Genomic DNA, 23,923 nt, shown 5'->3' with positions numbered 1-23,923 from the left:
GGAACTCGGGCTTGGTCAGCCAACCCTAGCATTCGGCGAGAAGCCGACCAAGAATACCGGCTCATTTCGCCAGTACGCTTCATTTGCGCCAGAACATGGGGGTCAGCAGCACCAGCACGGTGAGGATCTCGAGTCGCCCCATCAGCATGCCCACGCAAAGCAGCCACTTGGCGGCCTCCGGCAGCGAGGCGAAATTGCCGGACGGGCCGATGGTGTCGCCAAGCCCCGGGCCCACATTGGCCACCGCCGTGGCTGCGCCGGAAAGAGCCGTCACCAGGTCGAGGCCAAGCAGGGACAATCCAAGCGCCAGCCCGGCGATGGTCAGGAAGAAGAAGAACGAAAATGCCACGACGCCGCGGGAGATATCGTCAGTCAGCGGCATGCCGTTGTAGCGGGAAGCAAAGACACCATTGGAGTGAATCAAAAAGCGCAGCTGATTCTTGAGCATCTCCGAGGCAATCTGGAAACGAAAGATCTTCATCCCCCCGCTGGTCGAGCCGCTGCAGCCGCCAACGAACGTGAGATAGAAGAATGCCACCACGGCCAGCGGCCCCCATAGCGTGTAATCGTCCGAGGCATAGCCCGTCGTCGTGACGACCGAGACGACGTTGAAGGTGGCATGGGTCAGTGCGTCGAAGGGGGCCGTGCCGTTGACGATCCGGTAGACCGTCAAGGCCAGACACACGAACGTCAGCAGCACCAGCAAACCGCGGACTTGCTCGTCCCGCCACAGTGCGCTGGGCGTGCCCCTGAGCATGCGAATGTACAACACGAACGGCAGCGCACCGGTGAGCATGAAGAGCGTTCCCATCCACAAGAGATGGGGCCGGTCGGCATAGGCGCCAAACGAGGCATCGGAATTGGCAAAGCCACCGGTGGCCACCGAGGTCATGGCATGCACGATGGCATCCAGCAGCACCATGCCACCCAGCCAGTAGGCGATGGCGGCTGCCAGTGTAAATCCGAGATAGACGCCCAGGGTGGCCTTGGCGATGCCCCCTGTGCGAGGCATGACCTTTTCGGACCAATCCGACGATTCGGTATGGAACAGGCGCATGCCACCGACCTTGAGAAACGGCAGGATGGCGATGCCCATGACGATGATGCCGATACCGCCCAGCCACTGCATGATGCCGCGCCACAACTTGATGCCATCGGAAAAGGATTCGATACCGACAAGAATGGTGGAACCGGTAGTGGTGATCGCCGAGACCGATTCGAACACGGCATTGGTGACGGACAGCTGCGGTGCGCCCAGTACCAGCGGCAAACTGGCCAGCCCGCTGATCGAGACCCAGCTCAGCGTGGTCAGCACGAACATGTGCCGGGGCTTGAGTTCGATCGGTGCCCGCCAGGTCATTAGCCAGGCGACCACGACCAGCCCCAGGATCAACAGGATCGACAGGCCGAAAGCCGGGGCATCCGGATCGCGCTCGACAAACAGCACCAGCCAGGGCAACGCCATGAACAGCGCCAATACCAGCCACAGCACCCCGAGCACCTTGAGTACCGGTGCCCAGCTCACGATACGCGTCACCGACCCCCACTCGACACGAAGTAACATACCCCACCACCTCACGACTTGAGTCGCCGCTACTATAGTCGATCCTGTGGGCTCAGTCCCGGTCATGTTGCCTTGCGATAGGCCCCTTTTCGAGGGCTGCGAGAGTGATCGGGATGGATGACAGTGCTGAAACGAACGGCCACAATACACGCCCATTTCCTGGTCAATGGCCCGCATGCCCCAGTCACACCCAACGCTGCAAGACAAGGACGCGCCCGAACTGGCAGTCCTCTATCGCGACGCATCGCTGGTCGTGATTCACAAGCCCCCCGGCATGCTGGTCCACCGCTCGCCACTGGCACGCGGCGAGACCCGCTTCGTGGTACAGACGCTCCGCGACCAGCTGGGGCAGCGCGTCTATCCCGTGCATCGCCTCGATCGGCCTACCTCTGGCGTCATGGTGTTCGCCCTTTCGCCGACGGTAGCCGCGCGACTGGGTGAGGCTTTCACCCAGCAGGCGGTGTCCAAACGCTATCTTGCCGTGGTGCGCGGCATCGGGCCGGAGCACGACGTGCTCGATTATGCCTTGCGCGAAGAGGATGGCCGGCGGCCCAAGGCCGAGATGCCCGCCATGGCGGCCCTCACCGAGGTTCGTCGACTCGATAGCGTCGAGCTACCTGTCGCCGTGGATCGCTATCCCCAGGCGCGCTATTCGCTGATGGAGGCACGACCGCGCACCGGGCGGCGCCATCAGATTCGGCGCCACCTGTCGCAGCGTGGCTATCCGATCATCGGTGACGCCAAGCACGGCAAGGGCAACCATAACCGTTTCTTTCGTGACCGGCTGGATTGTCCGGGCCTATTGCTGGCTGCCGTTGAACTCACGATTCCGCATCCGGTCGAAGGCGCGCGCCTACATGTTCAGTGTGGGGTATCGCCAGGACTTCACGCCTTGTTCGAGCGTTTCGGCTGGTCCGGCCATATTCCCGCTGTGGCACCCATTGGTTGGAAGAGGTAACGCCTGCCCATGAATGACGATTATGCGTTTCGCTTCGGCGGCATTCGCCGACTCTACGGCACTCGAGCTGCCGAGGCTTTCCGCCAGTCCCACGTCGTGGTGGTCGGCGTGGGGGGTGTCGGTAGCTGGGCAGTCGAGGCACTGGCGCGTAGCGGCATCGGCAAGCTGACGTTGATCGATCTCGACGATGTCTGCGTCTCCAATGTCAATCGTCAACTACATGCGCTGGACGGCACCATCGGCCGGCCCAAGGTCGAGGTACTGGCCGAACGCTGCCGAGCCATCCAGCCGGGTATCGATGTCGTGGCCGACACGGCGTTCGTGACGCCGACCAATCTCGCCACGCGCCTGCCATTGGAGGCCGATCATGTTGTTGATGCCATCGATAGCGTCGCCGCCAAGGCCGCTCTGATCAGCTGGTGCCGTCGCCACAAGATTCCCATTACCGTCACCGGCGCCGCCGGCGGACAGACCGATCCCACACGTATTCGGATTGCCGACCTGTCGCGTACCGAGCACGATCCGCTATTGGCCAAGGTGCGTGCCAAGCTGCGCCGTGATTACGGTTTCTCGCGCAATCCCAAGCGGCGCTTCAGTATCGAGTGCGTGTATTCCGAGGAGCAACTGGTCTACCCGGGGAACGATGGCGAGGTCTGCTTCACCAAGCCCGGCCAGGGCGAGTCGACACGCCTGGACTGTGCCAGTGGCTTCGGCGCCGCGACCTTCGTGACCGGCAGTTTCGGCTTCACCGCCGCTTCCCGGGTTATGGCCCGCCTGGCCAAGCGTGCTGCAAAACCCTCCGCCGAGACGACACCCCCTCACTCACACAGCGGAGCCTCAGGAGAGCGATCATGAGTCATGAACACAGCCGCCCGGTGCCGGGCATCTATGTCCATTACAAGGGGGCGCGCTACGAGGTGCTGGGCGTGGCACGCCATAGCGAGACCGAGGAAGAACTGGTGACCTACCGCGCACTCTATGGCGAGTATGGCTTGTGGGTCAGGCCACTCGGCATGTTCTGCGAAACAGTCGACGTGCAGGGCGAGCCGGTGGCCCGGTTCGCCCTGGAGAAGGCGTTCTAGCCAGCCACTCTGTTTGCGTCAGCGCTGGCCGCGGTGCGCCCACCCCGTCAGTCGCTTCTCGAGGAAGGAGAAGAACTCGTACATCACCATCGCCATGGCACTGATAACCACTAGCCCGGCAAACACCAGCGGCATGCGCATCTGCGAGCCGGCGCTCATCATCAGGTAGCCGATGCCCTGGTTGGAAGCGACCGTCTCGGACACCACCGCACCGACGAAGGCCAGCGTGATCGCCACCTTCAGCGAGGCAAAGAAGTACGGCAAGGAGCGCGGCAGCCCCACCTTGAGCAATACATCGATGCGCTTGGCGCCGAGTACGCGCAGCACGTCCTCGAGTTCGGGCTCGAGTGTCGCCAGGCCGGTCGCCACGTTGACGACGATGGGAAAGAAGCAGATCAGGAATGCCGTCAGGATTGCCGGCACCGAGCCGATACCGAACCATACGACCAGAATCGGGACGAAGGCGACCTTGGGGATGGCGTTGAACCCGACCAGCAGCGGATAACAGGCCTGGTAAAGAAAGCGCGACGATCCCACGATGAAGCCTAGGGCGAGCCCTACCACGACCCCGATACCGAAGCCGGCCATGGTGGTCCAGAACGTCTGCCAGGAGTGTATGGCAATGGGACCTGCATAGTCGACCAAGGCCCTGGCCGTGGCCAAGGGCCCCGGAAACAGGAATTCAGGCACCGAGAAGGCACGAACAATCCCCTCCCAGGCCACCACCAGCACGATCACGGCGACCCAAGGAGCAATACGCTCACGCTGTCGGGCATTCATGGCTTGCCTCCGCGTATCTCGCCAATCTGGGCCCGTAACTCATGCACCAGATGGGTAAAGGGCTCTTCATAGGTCACTTCGAGTTCTCGCGGTCGAGGCAGGTCGATGCTGCGCTTCTCGACGATGCGCCCCGGCCGACGGCTCATGACATAAACGGTATCAGCGAGGAACGCCGCTTCGCGCAGGTCATGGGTCACCAGCACCACCGTGAAGCGCTGAGCCTCCCACAAGTCGCGCAACACGCACCATAGCTCTTCGCGGGTAAAGGCATCCAACGCCCCGAACGGCTCGTCGAGCATCAACAGGCGCGGCTCATGGATCAGTGCTCGACAGATCGAGGCCCGCTGCTGCATCCCCCCCGAAAGCTGCCAAGGATACTGGTCCTCATAGCCTTCGAGACCGACCGTACGCAATAGCGTACGTGCCCGCTCCTGAAACTCGGCCTTGCGACGCCGAAACTGCGAACGGTAGGGTTTGACGATCTCCAATGGCAGCAAGACGTTATCCAGCGTGGTGCGCCAGGGCAACAGGTTGGCGTTCTGAAAGGCCATGCCGGTAATCTTCAGCGGCCCGGTGACGGGCTCGCCGTCGACCCTGACGCTGCCACGGGTCGGGGCGTGCAGGCCGGTGCACAGTTTCATGAAAGTGGACTTGCCACAGCCGCTCGGGCCGACGAAGGCCACGAACTCGCCTTCGTCGATGCTCAGGCTGATGTCCTCGATCGCATTCCCCGACTCGTCATAGGCCAGGCTCACGTCATCGAAGACAACGAAATCCCTGACCCCGCCCGTGACCTTCCGGGTCTCGGACGCATCATTCATCACATCGATCATGCCGTACTCACTCCGGGAAGATCATGCGGTCTTCCTGGGGCGGCAGGAAGCGGGAGTCGAAAACGTCATCGACCTCGGGCACCGAGGACAGCGCATAGGCATCGGCCACGGCTTGGATGGATTGTGCCAGGCGTTCCTCATCGACAGCGCCGGCCCCGTTGGCACGCGCATCCTCGGTGGCAATGACGCTGTCGATCGCCAGCTGCAGCCGGCGGGTTTCCATCTCGACGTCGATCAGTGCGTCACGATTCTTGACGTATTCAACGGCCGCGTCGGGATCGGCCAGCGTCTCTTCCAGGGCGCGGTTGAAGGCGCGCAGGAAGCCCTTGACCGCCTCGGGGTTCTCCTCGGCAAAGGCATCGCTAACCATGATGGCGTTGCCGTACAGCGGCACGCCATACTCCGAGAACGGCATGATGGTGAGTTCTTCCTCGCTCATGCCGCGGCTTTCGAGGTTGATCAGGCTGGTGAAATAAAAACCGGTAATGGCATCGGCGTCCCCGCGCTGGAGCAGGGTCTCGCGCAGCGAAGGATCGACGTTTTGCCATTCGACACTCTCGGGATCGATCCCGTTGGCTTCGGCGAAGATACCCCAGGCACGGTAGCCGGTGTCGAAGCTCGGCGCGGCCAGAGTCTTGCCTTCGAGATCCTCGGGCGACTCGATGTCACGATCCTTGCGGGCGAAAACGGCGGCCGGTGTGCCGTCGTAGACCACATAGACACCCTTGATCCCGGGGCCGTCAGGGTTCTCGGCCAGGAATTCGACCAGTGCGTTAAGATCGCCGAAGCCCATTTCATAGGCCCCCGAAGCGACCCGGTTGATGGCCCCGGCCGAGCCGCTGCCCGAATCGACCTCGACCTCGAGCCCCTCCTCTTCGAAGTAGCCCCGCTCGACGGCCATCAGGAAGGGCGCCGCAGGCCCCTCGAAGCGCCAATCGAGTTGAAAACGAATGCGCGTGTCGTCAGCGTGGGAGAGCGTGGAAGCCAACAGGGTGGCACCGGTGAGACTGGCGGCTAGCGCCGACAAGGTGAAGCGGCTACGTGACATGGCGAATGTCCCTTGGTGATTATGATTGTGGAGCCGTGACGCTCCTAAGGTAAGCCTTAGCAAAACGCCTGCCAATATGAGTCCCTTCGGTCAATGCACCGTCTCGGGGCCATCCGCCCTCTCGATTGAAGCCAAGCCTGAGCGTTATAGGCGAAGAGAGCGCACTCAAATGGCGCATGATCCTGACGTTACGCACTGGTCTCGCGCATGGCGATAGCGAAATCGGTGCGGTGCAGTGGGTGCAATAGAAATAATGACGAAAGGATCGCTTCAGGGAAAAGCGATCGAGAGATGGGGTCGTAACGAAAACCGCCGCCCGAAGGCGGCGGTAGGTAACGCAGGGGAAAACTCAGCCGCCAGGCTGCTGCATTTGCCGTTGCATGTAATTTTCGATGCCGATCTTGTCGATCAGGCCAAGCTCGGTTTCGAGATGATCGATGTGCTCTTCCTCGTCATCGAGGATGTCCTTGAGCAAATCGCGGCTGACATAATCCTTCACCGACTCGCAGTAGCTGATCCCTTCGATGAGGTCATTACGGCCCTGATGTTCACCTGCCAGGTCGCACTCGAGCATTTCGCGGGTATTCTCGCCGATGCGCAGCTTGCCGAGATCCTGCAGATTGGGCATACCCTCAAGGAACAGGATGCGCTCGATCAGGCGATCGGCGTGGCGCATCTCTTCGATGGATTCGTCGTATTCCCACTTGGCCAGAGCCGCCAGACCCCAGTCCTTGAAGATCTTGGCATGCAGGAAGTACTGGTTGATGGCGACCAGTTCATTACCGAGCGCCGTGTTGAGGTAGGAAATGACCTTGGCATCGCCTTTCATGGACTATCACTCCTGGGGGAAGAAAAACCGAAATGGGCCACCTGCATCGCAGGCCGACCGACTGCCGTCATGGCAGTATTGTCAATCCAGAAGAAAAAGTCCAATCCTGACAGCAGGTTAGCGAGACTCGCTTGCAATTGGCAAGGATTGCCACATGACGACCGATATCAGCAAGCGGCGTCAAACGGCATAGGCCAGATCGCTGGCGGGCATGACCTCGCGGGCGATGGCATCACGCGTGATCGCCTTGCCTACACAGGCGCACTTGCCACACTGATCGGCGCAACCGGTTTGCTCACGCACTTCACGCCAGCTCCGGGCGCCTTCAGTGACGGCTTCACGAATGGCTCGGTCGGACACACCCTTGCAAAGACAAACGTACATGGCTTCACCTCCTGCATATGGCAAAACCAAATGTAAATGATTCGCAGAGGCCATTGCAACCCCTAATCGCTCTTATTCCTCCTGCGGGTCTTGCCTGAAGACTTTGGCAATACCACGACGCGAGAGTTCGACACGATATCCGACCAGCTACGCTGGTGCCGGTCGAAGAGAATCCACACATAACCCAGGCCACAGGCCGCAAAGGAAAGTCCCGCCGCAAGGAATCGAAGCAGGCTCTGGACCAGCGTGATCGGGGTCCCGTCATGATTCTCGACGCGCAGCCGCCAGGCCTGCATGCCCAGGGTCATGCCCCCACGCATCCAGAAAAAGGCAAAGAAGGCGAATGTCGCCACGAACAGCACACTATGGAAAAGCGGCGATTCGTTCGCTTCACCCTGGTTCATCGCCACGGCGACGAAGCCCAGCAGCATCCATATCGCTACGATAATCAGCAGGTCGTAGATCATCGCGCCCAGGCGACGCGTCAGGCCGGCAGGCCAGGTGGAATCCAGGTCGGAAAAGCGCTTGCGCATCGTTGTCAGCCACTACGTCGCAATAGATAGAAGCCCAGGGCCACGCACAACAAGGTCGGACCCAGCACGGCCCAGGCCGGCGAGAAGCCGAACACGGTGGAGGCCGGGGCCAGCAGGTCCTGCAGGTACTTGAACGAGAGTCCCACGATCACCCCATAAAACACGCGGGTCCCGGCAGCGACGGTGCGCAGCGGGCCGAACACGAACGAGGCCGCCACCAGAACCAACGAGGCCAGCGTCAAGGGCAGCAGCATCTTCTGCCAGAAGTAGAGCAAGGGCTGGGTCGCTTGAAGCCCCTGGGACTGAAGATAATTGGCGTAAGCCCACAATTCGCTGGGTGCCTGGCTATCGATGCGCCGCAGCAACCGGTTGAGCTGCTGCGGCGTCATGCTGGTCTGCCACGCCAACCGGTCGTGCTGCTCAACGACGGTACGCTCGTCCTCGATTCGGGTCACCCGCACGTTCTCCAGGATCCAGTGATCGCCTTCCCAGATTGCCCGTTCGGCCGCTGTCGCCTCGCGAAGTGCCTGGTCTTCGAAGCGATAACGCGTCAGGTCGAGCACGGTATCGTCGGCACGAATCGCCCCGAAGCGATAGAACGAATCCCCCTCTCGCTGCCATCCGCCGCGTTGCGTGAGTACCGCCCCCTTCCCCTGCATCTGTTCCAGCCGCCAGGCACTGGCGAACTGCTCGGTGCGCGGACTGACGAACTCGGCGATGAGCAACAGAACCGCGACCACCAGTATGATGGGCTTCATCACGCCCCATAGAATGCGAGCCAAGGAACGACCGGCTGCACGCATGACGGTCAGTTCGTTGCTGGAGGCCATCCCCCCCAACCCGATCAGCGCCCCGATCAGCACACCGACCGGTGCATATTGGTAAAAGCGCCATGGCAAGCGCATGCATAGGTAGAGAAAGACTTGAAGGGCGCCGTAGTCGCCCTCGACATCATTGAGCTCGTTGATATAGGTGATCACCAGGTCGAGTCCCAGCAGTACCACCTGGACCACGAGGATCGCCCCCAGAACGTTACGGGCGATATAGCGGTCAAGACGATCGGCCAACATCAGCGCACCCCTCCCCGCTGGAAACGCCACATCAGCACCAGCCCGATCGCCAGATAGAAGACGTGGATCGGCCACATGCCGATCCAGGGTGGCAGCTTGCCGCGGCCGATGGCATCCAGGGCGGCCAGCAACAGGCTGAGATAGCTAATATGCAGAAAAATGGCAGGCAGCAGCTTGGCAAAGCGCCCCTGGCGTGGATTGACTTTGGCCAGGGGAAGTGCAATCAGCGTCAGGATCAGGACCATGACCGGTAAGCTGAAACGCCACTGCAACTGGGCCTGGGCACGTGGCGAATCGTCACCGAACAGCGCCGCCGTGGAGGCGTATTCGGCAGCGTCGAGATCGCGCTCCTCATCGACGCGGGACAGGCGCACGGCATAGGTCTCGAATTCCAGGCGCTCGGCCTGATGGTTGCCGGGGTCGATGCTGTAGCGCTCGCCCTCGGTCAGTACCAGAAAGCGGCTACCGGTCTCGTCGTCGACGGTCTGGTAGCCTTCGCTGGCCCGCGTGACCATGGTTTCCGGCGCCCCATCGTTGCGTCGCTGGCGTTCGCTGATGAACACCTCCTGCATGCGTGACTGATCGTCGTTCATCGCCTCGGTATAGGCGGTACGCCCCTGGCCGAAATCCTGGAAACGCCCCGGCGCCAGGGCCGTGAAATCGAGTCGGCTCTGCTGCTCGGCGATCATGCGCTCGTTCTGCAGCGCCCCCGCCGGCGTCAGCCATAGGCTGCAGACCGCCACCAGTATGGCCACGATGGCGGCCGGGATGAGACTGACCCGCAGCAATCGCACGGGACTGATGCCGCAAGCCACCAGTACGGTGATCTCACTGTTGAGATACAACTGGCCATAGGCCAGCAGGATGCCCAGGAACAGCGCCAGGGGCAGCACCAGCTCGGCGAACCCCGGCAGGTGAAAGAGCATCAGGGTGCCCAGGATGCTGGCCGGAATCTCGCCCTCGGCGGCATCGGTGAAATAGCGGATGAAACGGCTGCCCATGATGACCAACAGCAATACGCCCGCCACGGCGGCCATGGTCACCAGGATTTCACGCGTCAGATAGCGGAATATTATCAACACACTCTCCCGAGTCGATTTCCAGGCGCTCCCTGCGCCCTCCCCCATGCAATAGTGAAGGGCTTTGCGTACACTGGAGGCATTCGGCTACGGAACCTTACCGTGCCGGCATTATCCAGAATCCCCCTACACTTGTCTTGTGGAGACTCCATGGAATTCCCTGTTCAGACGGCCAACCCGGCCAAGGTCGAAACGGCCTGTCTCGTGGTACCGGTGTTCAAGGACGGAGACTTGCTGCCCGCCGCAGCCAAGCTCGACGACGCCAGCGAGCGTCTGATCGGCCAGCTCATCGAGCGTGGCGATTTCACGGCCGGGCTGGGCAATGTTCAGCTGATCCCCTTCGCCCCGGGGCTCAACGCCGAACGCCTCATGCTGGTCGGACTCGGCGAGCGCGACAAGTGTAACGAAGGCAATTTCCGCAAGGCGCTGGACGCCGCGTTCGACGCCCTGGCCGGGCTACCCGTCGGTGACGCCGCCGTGGCCATGATCGATGTCCCTGTCCCCAATCGCGACAGCCAGTGGAAAGCCCGCATGACGGCTGAAGCCTCCCTGCGTGCCGTCTACCGCTTCACCGAATTCAAGTCGGAACCCACCCCCGCGGCCAAGCTGGAACGCGTGACCCTGCTGGTCAGCGAAAGCGACGATGCCGAGCATGCCAAGGAGGGAGCCCGAATCGGCGCCGCGGTTGGCGAGGGCATCAACTACACCCGGACCCTGGGCAACCTGCCGGGCAATGTATGTACGCCGCGCTATCTTGCGGAGCAGGCCGAGCAGCTGGGCAAGGCCTCCGAAGGCAAACTCGAGGTCGATATCCTCGACGAGGCGGCGCTCGAGGAGCTAGGCGCGCGCACCCTGCTCTCGGTAGGGCGCGGCAGCGAAGAACCTTCACGCCTGATCGTGATGCGCTACCAGGGCGCCAGCGACCCCGACGAAGCGCCTCATGTCTTGATCGGCAAGGGCATCACCTTCGATACCGGCGGCATTTCGCTCAAGCCCGGCGCCGAGATGGACGAGATGAAGTTCGACATGTGCGGCGCGGCGAGCGTGTTCGGCACGGTCAAGGCAGCACTCGCCATCCAGCCCAGAATCAACCTGGTGGCCGTGGTCGCCGCCGCCGAGAACATGCCCGACGGCCGCGCCACCAAGCCCGGCGACATCATCAAGACCCTCAAGGGTCTCACCGTCGAGGTGCTCAATACCGACGCCGAAGGCCGCCTTGTGTTGTGCGACGCCTTGACCTACTCCGAGCGCTTCGAGCCCGCCAGTGTGATCGACATTGCCACGCTGACCGGCGCGGCGATCATCGCACTGGGCCACCATGCGACCGGCCTGCTCTCCAACGACGACGACCTGGCGCTGGACATCCTCGAGGCGGGCGAAACGGCCTGGGATCGAGCCTGGCATTTGCCGCTGTGGGAGGAATACCAGCAGCAGCTCGAATCCAATTTCGCGGACCTGGCCAATATCGGCGGGCGTCCGGCCGGCACCATCACTGCCGCCTGCTTCCTTTCGCGCTTTGCAGACAAGTTTCCCTGGGCGCATCTCGACATTGCCGGCACCGCCTGGCAGTCGGGCAAGCAGAAAGGCGCCACCGGCCGCCCGGTCGGCCTGCTGACCCAGTACCTGCTCGATCGCGAAGCCGATGCCCAGGTCGAGAAATGAAGGGCTGAAAACGACGAGGGTTGCCTTTACACTCGCCAATCATTAATTAGTAGTGTTTGCTCGTTTCATGCACCGGGGCGTACGCGACCCGGTGTTCACGTATCGCCCCGAGAGTCGACGACACTCGCGCTCTAGGTTTTTGCGGAGACCCTAGCCGTGCCCACTGCACCATTCGACCTGCTGCCTTCTGCCGATCCCACGGCTGAGACCATCCGTGCCGATATCCTCGAGAATCCCGGTTTCGGTCGCTATTTCACCGATCACATGGCCCATGTCCGCTGGACTAACGCTGCCGGCTGGCATGGTCACCAGGTGCGCCCGTACGGTCCGCTGACGCTGGACCCTGCTGCCGCCGTATTGCACTACGGCCAGGAGATCTTCGAGGGTATCAAGGCTTACCGCCACGCCGATGGCTCGGTATGGACCTTCCGTCCCGAAAAGAACGCCGAGCGCTTTCGCCGCAGCGCACGCCGCCTGGCGCTGCCCGAGCTGGATGATGAAACCTTCGTCGAATCGCTGCGCGCGCTGATCGCACAGGATCGCAACTGGGTACCGACCCCGGCCAGCGAAGCCGACGAGTGCAGCCTCTACCTGCGCCCCTTCATGATCGCCAGCGAGAAGTTCCTGGGTGTTCGTCCTTCCCAGGAAGTCGATTACTACGTGATCGCCTCACCGGCGGCGGCGTACTTCAAGGGCGGCATCGCGCCGGTCTCGATCTGGCTCTCCTCGAATTACAAGCGCGCCGCCCCGGGCGGTACCGGCTATGCCAAGTGCGGCGGCAACTATGCGGCCTCGCTGGCGGCGCAGAAGGAAGCCGAGGCCCACGGCTGCGGTCAGGTCGCCTTCCTCGATGCCGCCGAGAACAAGTGGATCGAGGAACTCGGGGGCATGAACCTGTTCTTCGTCTACAAGGACGGTCGCCTGGTCACGCCCAAGCTGACCGGCACGATTCTAGAGGGTGTCACCCGCGACTCGGTTTTGGAACTGGCCCGCGACGAGGGGCTGAGCCCCGAAGAGCGCCACATCAGTATCGACGAGTGGCGTGAAGGCGCGGCCTCGGGCGAGATCACCGAAGTCTTCGCCTGTGGTACTGCGGCAGTCATCACCCCCGTCGGCGAACTGGTTGGCGAAGATGAGCGCATTCGTTGCCCCGAGGGCGACAACCCCATCGCCAAGCGCCTGCGCAAGCGCCTGCTCGATCTGCAGTACGGCCGCGCGGAAGATACCCGCGGGTGGTTGGTCCAACTGGCATAAGGCAGGGTGAATGACGAAAGTCGACTTCTATATCCTCCCCGATACCACACTGGAGGCGCGGCTGGCCTTCGCCTGCCGATTGGCGGAGACCATCCACCGCAAGGGCTATCGGTTGCATCTGCATGCCGAGGACGAGGCCATGGCCCGAGAAGTCGACGATCTGTTGTGGACCTTTCGTCCCGACAGCTTCCTGCCGCATGCCCTGCTCGACAGTGAGCATGCCGATGACGTCCCGGTAACCATCGGTTGGCAAGGGCCGCCGGAGCCAGGCGTGGATGCCATGCTCAACCTGCATCCCGAGATACCCGAGTGGTTCTCGCGCTTCGAGCGGGTGGCCGAGATCATCAACCAGCATCAGGACGTGCTGACCGTAAAGCGCGAATGCTGGCAGACCTACAAGAACCGCGGGTATCCCGTAAAAGCGCATCAGCTTCGCGGCTAAACACGGGTCAGGTCTCTCATGGGCTAACCCAGGAACAGGCCAACGAGGAGGCGCTGTAAACCCATCCCTGGGCGCTACCGATGCCATCCATGGCATCGGACCTCCTCTCAGCCTATTCCTGGCGCCCATGTGAATCCCTATCGTACCGCTCCTGGCTGACGCCACGTGCCTCATCGGGCTATAATCGAGCCCATTTTTCGAACCCTCTTCGCGAATACCCGCCGTCCGGTGCCTCACCCGGCGGCGATCATTTCTGGACCCGGAACGCCCATGGACAAGACCTACCAACCCGAGCAGATCGAATCCCGCTGGTACGAGCGCTGGGAGTCCGATGGCCGCTTCGCCCCCTCAGGCGAGGGCGCGCCCTACTCGATCATGATTCCGCCGCCCAACGTCACCGGCAGCCTGCACATGGGCCATGCGTTCCAGGACACCATTATGGATACGCTGATCCGCTGGCGCCGCATGCAGGGCAACAACACCCTGTGGCAGGTAGGTACCGACCATGCCGGTATCGCCACGCAAATGCTGGTCGAGCGCAAGGTCGCCGCCGAAGAGGGCAAGAGCCGTCACGATCTCGGCCGTGAGGCGTTCATCGACAAGGTCTGGGAATGGAAGGCCGAGTCCGGCGGTCATATCACACGGCAGTTGCGCCGCATGGGGGCCAGCGTCGACTGGTCCCGCGAACGCTTCACCATGGACGATGGCTTCTACAAGGCAGTACAGGAAGTCTTCGTGCGCCTCTATGAAGAGGACCTGATCTACCGCGGCAAGCGCCTGGTCAACTGGGATCCGACGCTGCACACCGCGATCTCCGATCTCGAGGTCGAGAATCGCGATCAGCAGGGCCAGTTCTGGCACTTCCGTTACCCGCTGGCGGATGGCGTCACCACCGACGAAGGCAAGGAGTATCTCGTCGTCGCCACCACCCGCCCCGAGACGTTGCTTGGCGACACCGGCGTCGCGGTCAATCCCGACGACCCGCGCTATGCCTCGCTGGTCGGCAAGTTCATCGAGCTGCCCCTGGTCGGCCGTCGGATTCCCATCGTTGCCGATGAGCACGCCGACATGGAGAAAGGCTCGGGCTGCGTGAAGATCACCCCGGCCCACGACTTCAACGACTACGAGGTCGGAAAGCGCCAGGGGCTACCGCTGATCAACGTCTTTACCAAGGATGCCGCGATCCTGCCTCAGGCGGAGGCCTTCGACATCCAGGGCCGTCCGCTGCCGGAGGTCGATCCCCGCCTGCCCGACGCCTACGCCGGGCTCGACCGCTTCGAAGCGCGCAGGCGAATCGTCGCCGACATGGACGCCGCCGGGCTGCTCGAGCAGATCGAAACGGTCAATAACACCCTGCCCTACGGCGACCGCAGTGGCGATGTCATCGAGCCGCTACTCACCGACCAGTGGTTCGTCGCTGTGGAGAGTCTTGCCAAGCCTGCCATCGAAGCGGTGGAGAATGGCGACATTCAGTTCGTGCCCAAGAACTACGAGAACATGTACTTCTCTTGGATGCGCGACCTGCAGGACTGGTGCATTTCTCGCCAGTTGTGGTGGGGCCATCGTATTCCTGCCTGGTACGACGCCGAAGGCAACGTGTATGTGGCCCGCACCGAGGCCGAGGCACGCGAGAAGCACGGTCTCGCCGCGGACGTGGCCCTGACCCAGGACGAAGACGTCCTCGACACCTGGTTCAGCTCGGGTCTATGGACGTTCGGCACCCTGGGCTGGCCCGAGAAGACCCCCGAACTCGACACCTTCCACCCCTCGAGCGTGCTGGTCACCGGCTTCGACATCATTTTCTTCTGGGTCGCGCGGATGATCATGCTGACCCTCAAGTTCATGGACGAGGTGCCGTTCAAGACGGTCTACGTGCATGGTCTGGTGCGCGATGGCCAGGGCCAGAAGATGTCCAAGTCCAAGGGCAACGTGCTCGACCCCATCGACCTGATCGATGGGATACAGCTCGACACCCTGCTCGAAAAGCGTACCGGCAACATGATGCAGCCGCAGAAGGCCAAGGCGATCGCCAAGGCCACACGTGACGAGTTCCCCGAGGGCATCGAGCCCCACGGTACCGACGCGCTGCGCTTCACCTTCCTCTCCCAGGCCACCACCGGACGCGACATCAAGTTCGACATGGGCCGTCTCGAAGGCTACCGCAACTTCTGCAACAAGTTGTGGAATGCCTCGCGCTACGTGCTGATGAACGCCGAAGACCAGGATTGCGGTATCGATGGCGGCGAGGTAGAGCTGTCGTTGGCCGATCGCTGGATCGTCTCGCGGCTGCAGCAGACCGAGGCGCAGATGACCAAGGCGATGGAGGAGTTCCGCTTCGACCATGCCTCCCAGGCCCTGTACGACTTCGTGTGGAACGAATACTGCGACTGGTACCTCGAACTCTCCAAGCCCGTCCTGTGGGACGACGAGGCGCCTGCCTCGGCCAAGCGTGGCACCCGGCGCACACTGGTGCGCGTGCTCGAAGCGATCCTGCGCCTGGCGCACCCCATGATGCCGTTCATCTCCGAGGAAATCTGGCAGCGTGTTGCCCCGCTGGCCGGCAAGGCGGCCGCCGGGGACTCGGCATCGATCATGGTCCAGCCCTGGCCGCAGCCTGAGGAGGCCAAGGTCGACGAACAGGCCACGCGGGACATCGAATGGCTAAAGGGCGTGATCGTGGCGGTGCGCAATATCCGCGCCGAGATGAATATCGCCCCCGGCAAGCTCCTCGAGGTGTTGCTGACCAAAGGCACGGAGTCGGACCGCGAGCGCCTGACGGCCAATCGACGCTTCCTGGCCAAGCTGGCCAAACTCGAGCGCGTGACCTGGCTCGACGATCCGGCCCAGGCCCCGCTCTCGGCCACGCAGCTGGTCGGCGATGTGGAAGTGCTGGTGCCCATGGCCGACCTGATCGACAAGGGCGCCGAGCTGGCTCGCCTCGCCAAGGAGATCGAAAAGCAGGACAAGTTGATCGACGGAATCGAGAAGAAACTGGCCAACGAGAGCTTCGTTGCCAAGGCGCCTGAGGCCGTCGTTGACAAGGAACGCGGCAAGCTGGCCGATTTCCGTAACGCCCGGCAGGTACTCGTCGACCAGCGTGACAAGATCGCCGCTCTGTAAATGATCGGCAACTAGAGCACGTCGAACGCGACACGGGCGGCCTCAAGGCCGCCCGTGTCGTTTGTGCCATGCCGCCTCGTGGCGAGCGTGTCAGCTACGCTGGAATCCGCCCAGTACGCGACTGTCGCGACCGAAGAATACCAGCCGATTATGGTCGATCAGATAACGATAGGCCTGCTCGAGCATCGCCGTGACCTGCTCGGCCTGATCGGCACCGCTGCAAGCCCGGCGTGTCGAGGAGACATTGTCGATACGGATACGATTGCCGTCATCGAAGCTCACATCGCCATTGAACCGGTTGCAACCGTCGCTGCCGGTCAGGCGCCAGGCGCCGTTGCCTGGCGTGACCTCGAACCATGCGGGCTCGCTTCCCGACCAACGTTCATCGGTACCGAACAGAATCAACCGCCAGCGTGGCCCGACGACAGGCGAGCCGGACCCCGCCGCCTGTGCGGGCACGTCCTGTCGCGTCGTTTCCGGCGTGGGCGAACCGGCGCACCCGGTCAAAACGAGCCCCACGAGGCTCAGCACGATTCCCATTCTCTTCATGGCATGCATGGCGTGCCTTCCCATGGTATCTCCTCTACTTGCCTGGCCGATGCGCGACAGAGTGCCGTATCCGGCGAGCGTAAGCCAGCGCTCAACGCGCAGCGGCACTTAAGTGAGGATCCTCCCACGGCTCGTCGCCTCCTTCCATGACCAACCTATCACGCCCCGAGGCCTTGGCCATGTACAGGCGTCGATCGGCCAGTTCCACCAATTCCCGCAGGGAAGACGCTTCTGTCGCCTGGGCCAGGCCCATCGACAACGTGATGGGAAGGGAGACATCATCCAGGCGACAGGGACGCTCGGCGAGACGGTGACGCAACCGCTCGGCAACCACCCGCGCTTCCAGCAATGAGGTCTCGGGCAGAATCAGCAGGAACTCCTCGCCGCCGACCCGGCCGACAAGATCGCCGTCGCGCAGGGCCCGGCTCAACAGTCTGGCCAGGTGGCGTAGTACCTGATCACCGGCACTATGGCCGTGGGTGTCGTTGACCGCCTTGAAATGGTCCGCATCGACGATCAACAGGCAGAACACGCTGCCCTTCTTCCAGTACGCTTCCCCACGCTCGAAAATGGCGCGCCGATTGAGTAGCCCAGTCAGCGAATCATGGCTGGCGTCGATGCGAAAGCGAAGTTCGGTGCGCTCGGTGATGAAATGCAACTGCAGAAGCATGTAGGCGAAGAGCAACCCCGCGCTGACCAGGTTCAATGAATGCACCATGCGCAACGAGATCGGCCCATAGGGCCACTCCCCCCACATGCCGTACAGCCAATTGACCGATAACAGCGAAAGAAACAATAACCCCATGACCAGCATCAGCTTGAAGCGGCGGCGCATTTCGCTGATCAATATCTCGAAGAGGACGATGAAGAAGTAGTACTCGAAGCCGGTATGCTCGCCCATCAGCATGCCGCCCACGGTGATCAGCGCCAGAATGGCGGACACCTTGATCAGTAGCGCCAGGGCAAAATGGCAATGGCGATGCAGCGAGATGGCCACCAGATTGAAAGCGATGCACGCCAGGTTGCCAAGTTGCAGGATGAGGTTATCCAGCCAGATCAGGACGGGCACGAACGCGAGATGCGCCAGGCTGGCAAACAGATACGTCTGCATGAAGATCTGATAAGTGCGCTGTCGCTCCACGGCCAGCTCGGCTGGCGGGCGCAGCAGTCTCAACCAGCTGCGCTGGAGGATGCGGTGCAACATTCACGGTTCTCGCTCATGCCATGGCCCTGTTCCCTGGCGTCATGGGCTGGCCGGCCATCGACGACCGGCTGGTCGGTCTGATATGTCGCTTTGCTAGGTTATCGGCCGATATTCGGGTAACTTCAGCGCTTGCCTACGTAATTTCGTCCAAGCGCTCAATTCTTAGGAGTCGAACTCGATGTTGCAAGCCCTCCAGAACGATGCCCTGGGTAAATTGATTCTTCGCCTGTCGGTGGGAGGGCTTTTGCTGTTGCACGGGGTCGCCAAGCTTCTCAATCCCGATAGCCTGAACTGGATCGGCAATCAATTGGCCAACCAGGGGATGCCCACCTTTCTTGCCTACGGCGTGCTGATTGGAGAAGTGATCGCTCCGCTGATGGCCATTGTGGGCTGGCAAGCGAGGCTGGGAGGTTTGTTGATGGCATGCAATATGGTAGTCGCCCTGTTCCTCATGCATAGCCACCAACTCGTCGGCCTCAACAACAACGGCGGCTGGGCCCTGGAACTGCAGGGGCTGTTTCTGTTCGGGTCGCTAGCCATCGTATTCCTGGGTAGCGGTCGCATGGCCTACCGACCGGATTGATGCCTACGCCCTGGCCAGGCATCGGGCGACCCCGAGCTGTTCGAGACGCGCCTGGAGCAGCTCGGGAAAACGTTTGAACCAGGCCTGATTGAGCGGCGAAGGATGCGGCAGCGGCGCCAGCTCGAAGGTCGCTTCGCGGCCATCTTCCAGGCACAGCGTAGTGGTGTGGCAAGCTTCGAACCGGTCGTCTCTCTGCCAAAAGGCTTCGAGTGCCTGGCGGACGTCGCGCGATTGGTGGATGCCGAACCACAGGAAAGCCTCGCGGCCCAGCGTGATCAGCTCGCGCCCCTGCCAATGCGTCATCAGCATCTCGGCCACCAACGGCTGGAAGCGTTTCTTGACCGCCATCGACCAGGCCTTGTTGCCAATCGGCTTGTAGGGGACGGTATTGGCCCAGAACACATGGCGGCCCACCTCGCGCGACGCATCGAAGTCGGGCATCGGTTCGCCGTACATGGTGCGATAGAGCCCCTGGCGCACCTTCTGCCCGCCACTGCCGATGAATGGCTCGGCCCAGCGCACCTCCTGCTTGCCCGGGTCACGGCCGAAAAAGCCCACCGGGGCGTCGCGAGGGCCAAGGCCAATGATCGGCTCGAGCGGGTCCCTTTCGAACTCGGCGTAGCTGGCCGTATCGATGCCCTGTGTCGCCTCGGCCTCATGGCGAAAGGCGTTATGTAGAGACGCGTCGAGAGTCATCATGCCCCGCCCGTTACCAGCTGCCGGTGTTTTCCATCGAGGCCCAGGGCTCCTGGGACGGCAGGGGATCGCCTTTCTGCAGCAGCTCCACGGAGATGCCATCGGGGCTACGCACGAACGCCATGTGGCCGTCGCGGGGCGGGCGATTGATGGTCACGCCATTGTCCTGCAGATGCTGGCAGAGCGAATAGATGTCATCGACCCGGTAGGCCAGGTGACCGAAGTTGCGTCCGCCGGTATAGGTCTCGGGATCCCAGTTGTAGGTGAGCTCGAGCTCCGGCGCCTTGAGTTCCTGCGAGCGTGCCTCGTCGTCCGGGGCAGCCAGGAAGATCAGGGTGAAGCGCCCCTTGTCGTTCTCCTTGCGGCGTACTTCCTTCAGGCCCAGCAGGTCGCAGTAGAAATGCAGCGACGCATCGAGGTCGCTGACCCGCACCATGGTATGTAGGAATTGCATGCTTGCCGTCCTTAGCCGTGAGGGGGTTAGTCGTGAATGTACCCTTGGAAGACGTCGGAGCTGCCGGCGTCACGCTGCCAACTCATCACCGCGTAATCGTCCTGGCGACCGGTCTCCATCCCCGGCGAACCATGCGGCATGCCCGGAACGGCCAAGCCGGCCACATCGGGGGTGTCTTCCAGCAGACGCTGGATGTCGCTGGCCGGCACGTGGCCTTCGATCACGTAGCCTTCCACTGTCGCGGTATGACACGAGGCCATATCGCGGGGCACGCCATGCTCGGCCTTGACCGCCCCCATATCGTGCGTGGGGTGGAGTTCGACGTCGAATCCCTGGGCTTCGAGATGCCTGGCCCATTCGGTACAGCAGCCACAGTGGGGATCTTTCCAGACTTCGACCAAAGGTGCCGCCCAGGCCGCGGTCGACATCAGCCCCAATGCGGCTGTCGCCAGGGCGCGTCGCCAGAGTGAGAAGGAATTGAGCGAGAATTCAGTCATGATGGATACTCGGTTACCGATAAGGCTACGCCCCGGTACACGCTACACCACCGTGTCACCGGGCCATAGTGAACATGGAACATGTCAGTCACGGGACATAGTAAACATCAGCTCATGGTGACAGTACAGGCTGCCCACTGCCAGCGTGACCAAGGAGAAAGCCGATCATGGATTCGTTGACCCAGGCCGCGCTGGGGGCCGCCATCGGTGGCACGTTGATGGGGCGCCGCCTGGGCCGCAAGGCCGTGGTTATCGGCGCCGTGCTAGGCACCCTGCCCGATCTCGATGTGGCGCTCGACTATGGCGATGCCGTGGCCAACTACACGCGTCACCGCGGCTTTAGCCACTCGCTTTTTGTACTCACCGGACTCGGCACGCTGCTGGCATGGCTATGTTCGCGCTTCGCACGTGGCCAGCCCATCGCCTTTCGCCATTGGTGGTCACTGTTCATGGCCTGCTTGATCACCCATCCGCTACTCGATGCCGTGACCACCTATGGCACGCAACTATTCTGGCCGCTCGATATCCGTCCCAGTGCCTGGCCGCTGGTATTCATCATCGATCCCATCTACAGCGCGCTGCTGGTTGTCGGCATCCTGATCGCCCTCGTCACAGGGCGAAGCTGGCATGCCCCGGCCTGGGCGCTTTCGCTGTCGTGCCTGTATCTGATCGCTTCGCTGGGCGTCAAGGGCGTGGTCGAATCGCGCATCGCGCCGGTGCTGGCCGAACATGGCCTGAGCGAGGCGCCCCGACTGATCCAGCCAACCCCGTTCAATATTCTTCTCTGGCGCGTGAGTATCGTCGATGGGGACACACAGCATGAAACCTGGGTGGGCCTGTTCGACGGCTCGCAGTCGCCACGTCTGGAATCCTTCACTCGGGGCAGCGAGTTCGAGCCACACGCCCTGGCGCTTGATAAAGGGACAAGGCTGGCGTGGTTCGCAGGGCCTTTCCTGCGCTATGCGGTGGTACCGCTCGAGGGGGTCGAGACGCTGACCGCCACCGACCTGCGGCTAGGGTTCCCCGGGTTTCACCCGTTTACCTTCGCCCTGGCACACGCTGATGACCAGGGCGACTGGCAACCGATCAAGACTCACCAGGTCGAGCCGGAAGACGGCGACAGCCGAGCCGCGCTGATGCGTCTCTGGCAACGGTTGGTGAACCCGGCCGCCGGGTTGTGCATTGGTGACTTCGTCGAGCCTCGCTGGCGACTGTCTTCGTCAGACGGCTGCCCCGCCCAGTCGCCGAGCAGCAGCCATCAGGGCGCGATGCCTTGACCGCAGCCCCGGTATGTTTCGCCGTCGATTTCCAGTACGACGCGTACCGGATAGGGAGAGCCGCTCATGCTGTCGAAACAGGCCCGGGCCTCGAGTTCGAGCCGGAACGGATGGTCGGCACGCCCACTCTCGAGCACCACGCGCCCTGCCTGGTTGTCCATGGTCGTTACCCGATAGGGCAAGGCCAGCTCCCGTTTGCCGTAGTCCAGCGTCAGCGTCAGGTCGGGGGTATCGTGAGCCAGATTGACGACCCAGCCAGGCTCGTTGCCGCGCCCATGAAACATGGCGCCGGGACGATCGCTACGCGGAATCGGTGAACGTGCCATGTCGCGCTCGCAGGTCAGTCGTCCCTTGTCGCTCTCCACCTGTGCCGTATCCCCCTGGCTCCAGAATTCCAGGTCGTCCTTCACGTAACGCGAGCCGCTGGCAACGACGGCCGGCTCGAGCCGATAGGCGCCCTGCCGCGACCACAAGCGAAGCTCATTGTCGGCATAGACGGACACCAGGTCCTGGGCGGGCGTGCAGCGCCAGGAGACGAAAGGCTCGGTGCCGCCGGCAAAGAACAGCGAGGGCAATAGCGGTGCGGTGGATACGACGGTCTTTGAAGGCTCCTCGCCCCGAGGCGACGCGTCAGAAGTAGCCGGGGCCGAGGGGCGGTCGCTGACCTCGGGTCCGACGCCTGTCGGTTGGGACGTCGCACAGCCGCCCAGGACGAGTCCCATTCCCAGCATCAGCGACACTGCATACCTACGATGAACGGCAGAGAGCGACATTCTGGCTCCTTGGTTACCAGTGATGAAGTCGGTGGTGAAAAAGGCGCAAGCATAACAGGCAGCGAGACGTTTGCCTCGCTGCCTGCGTTTGCCTCAAGGGTACCGAACCCTAGCCAGGCCGGCCCAGTTGGCTACACAAGATAGGCGCCGCCTCGGACACGCTGACCAGGGCCGGCTCCACGTCCGCCGGCCCGGTCTCGTTGGCCTTTCCTGATGAGTCGGTAGACTTGGCATGGCATTGCCAGATGCCGGTCAGTCTCGCTGGCCCGGGAAAGTGAAACAAACTAAATTAATTAAAACTAAACTTGAGAAGTACTCATCCATGCTCGAGCTTCGTCACCTTCGTACCCTGATCGCCCTGAGGGATGCCGGCTCGCTGGTCGAGGCTGCGGAACGCGTGCACCTGACCCAGTCGGCCCTTTCGCACCAGATCAAGGATCTGGAAGAGCGACTCGGCAATCCGCTGTTCCTGCGCAAGACCCGTCCCGTGGAGTTCACGCGGGCCGGGCAGCGCCTGCTCGCGTTGGCCGAACAGGTATTGCCTCAGGTACGCATGGCCGAACGCGACCTGGCACGCCTGGCCGGCACCGAGCACGGCCGGCTGCACATGGCCATCGAGTGTCATAGCTGCTTCCAGTGGTTGATGCCGACCATCGACCGCTTTCGCGATCATTGGCCCGAAATCGAGGTCGACATACCCAGTGGGCATAATTTCGATCCCTTGCCCGCCCTGGCACGCGAACAGCTCGACCTGGTAATCACTGCCGACCCCCAACCGTTGCCCGGCGTGCATTACGAACCCCTATTTCGCTATCAGAACCTGTTGGCGGTCGCCAAGCAGCACCGCCTCGCCGAGTGTGCCTGGGTCGCTCCCGAAGCCCTGAGCGAAGAGACACTCATCACCTACCCCGTTGAACATTCGCGCCTGGATATCTTCAGCCGCTTCCTCGCCCCCGCGGGTATCGCCCCGCGCGAGGTGCGCACTGCCGAACTCACCGTGATGATGATGCAGCTCGTCGCCAGTGGGCGCGGCGTGTGTGCGCTCCCCAACTGGGCACTGACCGAATATCTCGAGCGGGATTACGTGCGAGGCGTGGCGCTTGGCGAGCATGGCACATGGAATACCCTGCTCGCGGCAATTCGGGAAGAGAGCCGCGATCAGCCATGGATGGTGGACTTCCTGCGTACCGCCCGGGACACGTCTTTTGCGGTACTGAACGGGGTGAAACCCGCCCAGGAAGCGCTCTAGGCA

At 62.4% G+C, this 23,923-nt stretch carries 25 protein-coding genes; 10 read left to right on the top strand and 15 right to left on the bottom strand.

Annotated features, from left to right (window positions below; all coding sequences use genetic code 11):
* Positions 1-79 precede the first annotated feature (79 nt).
* Positions 80-1,564: a TrkH family potassium uptake protein gene (locus JH15_RS08890; protein WP_052383994.1), complete on the bottom strand. Its 1,485-nt coding sequence runs from the start codon at positions 1,562-1,564 to the stop codon at positions 80-82.
* Positions 1,565-1,739: 175 nt separating this feature from the next.
* On the opposite strand from JH15_RS08890, the gene JH15_RS08885 reads away from it, so the two are divergent.
* From JH15_RS08885 to JH15_RS08875, 3 genes are read left to right on the top strand one after another with little or no spacing between them, the layout of a single operon-like run.
* Positions 1,740-2,522 carry a pseudouridine synthase gene (locus tag JH15_RS08885; RefSeq protein ID WP_052384084.1) on the top strand — a complete coding sequence of 261 codons (783 nt, stop codon included), beginning with the start codon at positions 1,740-1,742 and terminating at the stop codon, positions 2,520-2,522.
* Between the two features lie 9 nt (positions 2,523-2,531).
* Complete coding sequence (gene tcdA / locus JH15_RS08880) at positions 2,532-3,377, top strand: tRNA cyclic N6-threonylcarbamoyladenosine(37) synthase TcdA (RefSeq protein WP_052383993.1); 846 nt, start codon at positions 2,532-2,534, stop codon at positions 3,375-3,377.
* A complete protein-coding gene (locus tag JH15_RS08875) occupies positions 3,374-3,604 on the top strand; it encodes a DUF1653 domain-containing protein (protein WP_043529519.1) in 231 nt (76 codons plus the stop codon). Before tcdA ends, JH15_RS08875 begins: the two co-directional genes overlap by 4 nt.
* Before the next feature lie 18 nt (positions 3,605-3,622).
* Here JH15_RS08875 and JH15_RS08870 read toward each other — a convergent pair whose 3' ends face one another.
* The 8 genes from JH15_RS08870 to lptF form a co-directional block, all read right to left on the bottom strand.
* Positions 3,623-4,384, bottom strand: coding sequence for an ABC transporter permease (locus JH15_RS08870; RefSeq protein WP_043529517.1), 762 nt, complete (start codon positions 4,382-4,384; stop codon positions 3,623-3,625).
* A complete protein-coding gene (locus JH15_RS08865; RefSeq protein ID WP_052383992.1) occupies positions 4,381-5,217 on the bottom strand; it encodes an ABC transporter ATP-binding protein in 837 nt (278 codons plus the stop codon). The genes JH15_RS08870 and JH15_RS08865 overlap by 4 nt, the downstream gene beginning before the upstream one ends.
* A 7-nt stretch (positions 5,218-5,224) precedes the next feature.
* The gene (locus JH15_RS08860) at positions 5,225-6,265 is read right to left on the bottom strand and encodes an ABC transporter substrate-binding protein (RefSeq protein ID WP_043529515.1); all 1,041 of its coding nucleotides are present in this window, start codon (positions 6,263-6,265) and stop codon (positions 5,225-5,227) included.
* Positions 6,266-6,614: 349 nt separating this feature from the next.
* Positions 6,615-7,094, bottom strand: a complete 480-nt coding sequence (bfr, locus tag JH15_RS08855; RefSeq protein ID WP_043529513.1) for a bacterioferritin — start codon at positions 7,092-7,094, stop codon at positions 6,615-6,617.
* A 180-nt stretch (positions 7,095-7,274) separates the two neighbouring features.
* Positions 7,275-7,478 carry a (2Fe-2S)-binding protein gene (locus JH15_RS08850; RefSeq protein ID WP_043529511.1) on the bottom strand — a complete coding sequence of 68 codons (204 nt, stop codon included), beginning with the start codon at positions 7,476-7,478 and terminating at the stop codon, positions 7,275-7,277.
* A 62-nt stretch (positions 7,479-7,540) separates the two neighbouring features.
* Positions 7,541-8,011 (bottom strand): RDD family protein, encoded by a 471-nt coding sequence (locus JH15_RS08845; protein WP_043529509.1) that lies wholly within the window; start codon positions 8,009-8,011, stop codon positions 7,541-7,543.
* A 5-nt stretch (positions 8,012-8,016) separates the two neighbouring features.
* Entirely contained in the window at positions 8,017-9,081 is a 1,065-nt protein-coding gene (gene lptG / locus JH15_RS08840; protein ID WP_043529507.1) for an LPS export ABC transporter permease LptG, read from the bottom strand.
* Positions 9,081-10,160, bottom strand: a complete 1,080-nt coding sequence (gene lptF, locus JH15_RS08835; RefSeq protein WP_197053297.1) for an LPS export ABC transporter permease LptF — start codon at positions 10,158-10,160, stop codon at positions 9,081-9,083. Before lptF ends, lptG begins: the two co-directional genes overlap by 1 nt.
* Before the next feature lie 150 nt (positions 10,161-10,310).
* On the opposite strand from lptF, the gene JH15_RS08830 reads away from it, so the two are divergent.
* The 4 genes from JH15_RS08830 to JH15_RS08815 all read left to right on the top strand — a co-directional run bounded on the left by JH15_RS08830 (position 10,311) and on the right by JH15_RS08815 (position 16,638).
* The gene (locus JH15_RS08830; RefSeq protein WP_043529505.1) at positions 10,311-11,822 is read left to right on the top strand and encodes a leucyl aminopeptidase; all 1,512 of its coding nucleotides are present in this window, start codon (positions 10,311-10,313) and stop codon (positions 11,820-11,822) included.
* Positions 11,823-11,978: 156 nt separating this feature from the next.
* Complete coding sequence (locus JH15_RS08825) at positions 11,979-13,076, top strand: branched-chain amino acid aminotransferase (RefSeq protein ID WP_043529503.1); 1,098 nt, start codon at positions 11,979-11,981, stop codon at positions 13,074-13,076.
* Between the two features lie 10 nt (positions 13,077-13,086).
* Positions 13,087-13,518, top strand: a complete 432-nt coding sequence (locus JH15_RS08820) for a DNA polymerase III subunit chi (protein ID WP_043529501.1) — start codon at positions 13,087-13,089, stop codon at positions 13,516-13,518.
* A gap of 270 nt (positions 13,519-13,788) precedes the next feature.
* Entirely contained in the window at positions 13,789-16,638 is a 2,850-nt protein-coding gene (locus JH15_RS08815) for a valine--tRNA ligase (protein WP_043529499.1), read from the top strand.
* A gap of 90 nt (positions 16,639-16,728) precedes the next feature.
* On the opposite strand, the gene JH15_RS08810 is transcribed toward JH15_RS08815, so the two are convergent.
* Complete coding sequence (locus JH15_RS08810) at positions 16,729-17,211, bottom strand: META domain-containing protein (protein ID WP_231566408.1); 483 nt, start codon at positions 17,209-17,211, stop codon at positions 16,729-16,731.
* 67 nt (positions 17,212-17,278) lie between these two features.
* Entirely contained in the window at positions 17,279-18,391 is a 1,113-nt protein-coding gene (locus tag JH15_RS17500; protein ID WP_052383991.1) for a GGDEF domain-containing protein, read from the bottom strand.
* Between the two features lie 178 nt (positions 18,392-18,569).
* Between JH15_RS17500 and JH15_RS08800 the strand changes: the two genes are divergently transcribed.
* Positions 18,570-18,974: a DoxX family protein gene (locus JH15_RS08800; RefSeq protein WP_043529495.1), complete on the top strand. Its 405-nt coding sequence runs from the start codon at positions 18,570-18,572 to the stop codon at positions 18,972-18,974.
* A 3-nt stretch (positions 18,975-18,977) separates the two neighbouring features.
* Here JH15_RS08800 and JH15_RS08795 read toward each other — a convergent pair whose 3' ends face one another.
* Genes JH15_RS08795 through JH15_RS08785 form a run of 3 tightly spaced genes read right to left on the bottom strand, consistent with a single transcriptional unit; the run spans position 18,978 to position 20,621 of the window.
* Entirely contained in the window at positions 18,978-19,673 is a 696-nt protein-coding gene (locus tag JH15_RS08795) for a uracil-DNA glycosylase family protein (protein ID WP_043529493.1), read from the bottom strand.
* Positions 19,674-19,683: 10 nt separating this feature from the next.
* On the bottom strand, positions 19,684-20,124 hold the full coding sequence (gene gloA / locus JH15_RS08790; protein ID WP_043529492.1) for a lactoylglutathione lyase: 441 nt from the start codon (positions 20,122-20,124) through the stop codon (positions 19,684-19,686).
* Positions 20,125-20,150: 26 nt separating this feature from the next.
* On the bottom strand, positions 20,151-20,621 hold the full coding sequence (locus JH15_RS08785; protein WP_043529490.1) for a DUF411 domain-containing protein: 471 nt from the start codon (positions 20,619-20,621) through the stop codon (positions 20,151-20,153).
* A 167-nt stretch (positions 20,622-20,788) separates the two neighbouring features.
* Here JH15_RS08785 and JH15_RS08780 point away from each other — a divergent pair, with 167 nt between their 5' ends.
* Positions 20,789-21,898: a metal-dependent hydrolase gene (locus JH15_RS08780; protein WP_052383990.1), complete on the top strand. Its 1,110-nt coding sequence runs from the start codon at positions 20,789-20,791 to the stop codon at positions 21,896-21,898.
* Here JH15_RS08780 and JH15_RS08775 read toward each other — a convergent pair.
* Complete coding sequence (locus JH15_RS08775) at positions 21,880-22,671, bottom strand: MliC family protein (RefSeq protein ID WP_043529488.1); 792 nt, start codon at positions 22,669-22,671, stop codon at positions 21,880-21,882. The genes JH15_RS08780 and JH15_RS08775 overlap by 19 nt on opposite strands.
* Positions 22,672-22,993: 322 nt before the next feature.
* Between JH15_RS08775 and JH15_RS08770 the strand changes: the two genes are divergently transcribed.
* Positions 22,994-23,920, top strand: coding sequence for a LysR family transcriptional regulator (locus JH15_RS08770; RefSeq protein ID WP_043529486.1), 927 nt, complete (start codon positions 22,994-22,996; stop codon positions 23,918-23,920).
* Positions 23,921-23,923: the final 3 nt, after the last annotated feature.

This window comes from Litchfieldella xinjiangensis, assembly GCF_000759345.1.
GTDB lineage: Bacteria > Pseudomonadota > Gammaproteobacteria > Pseudomonadales > Halomonadaceae > Litchfieldella_A > Litchfieldella_A xinjiangensis.
Note: the sequence above shows the minus strand (reverse complement) of the source record. Positions and strands in the feature narration are given on the sequence as shown.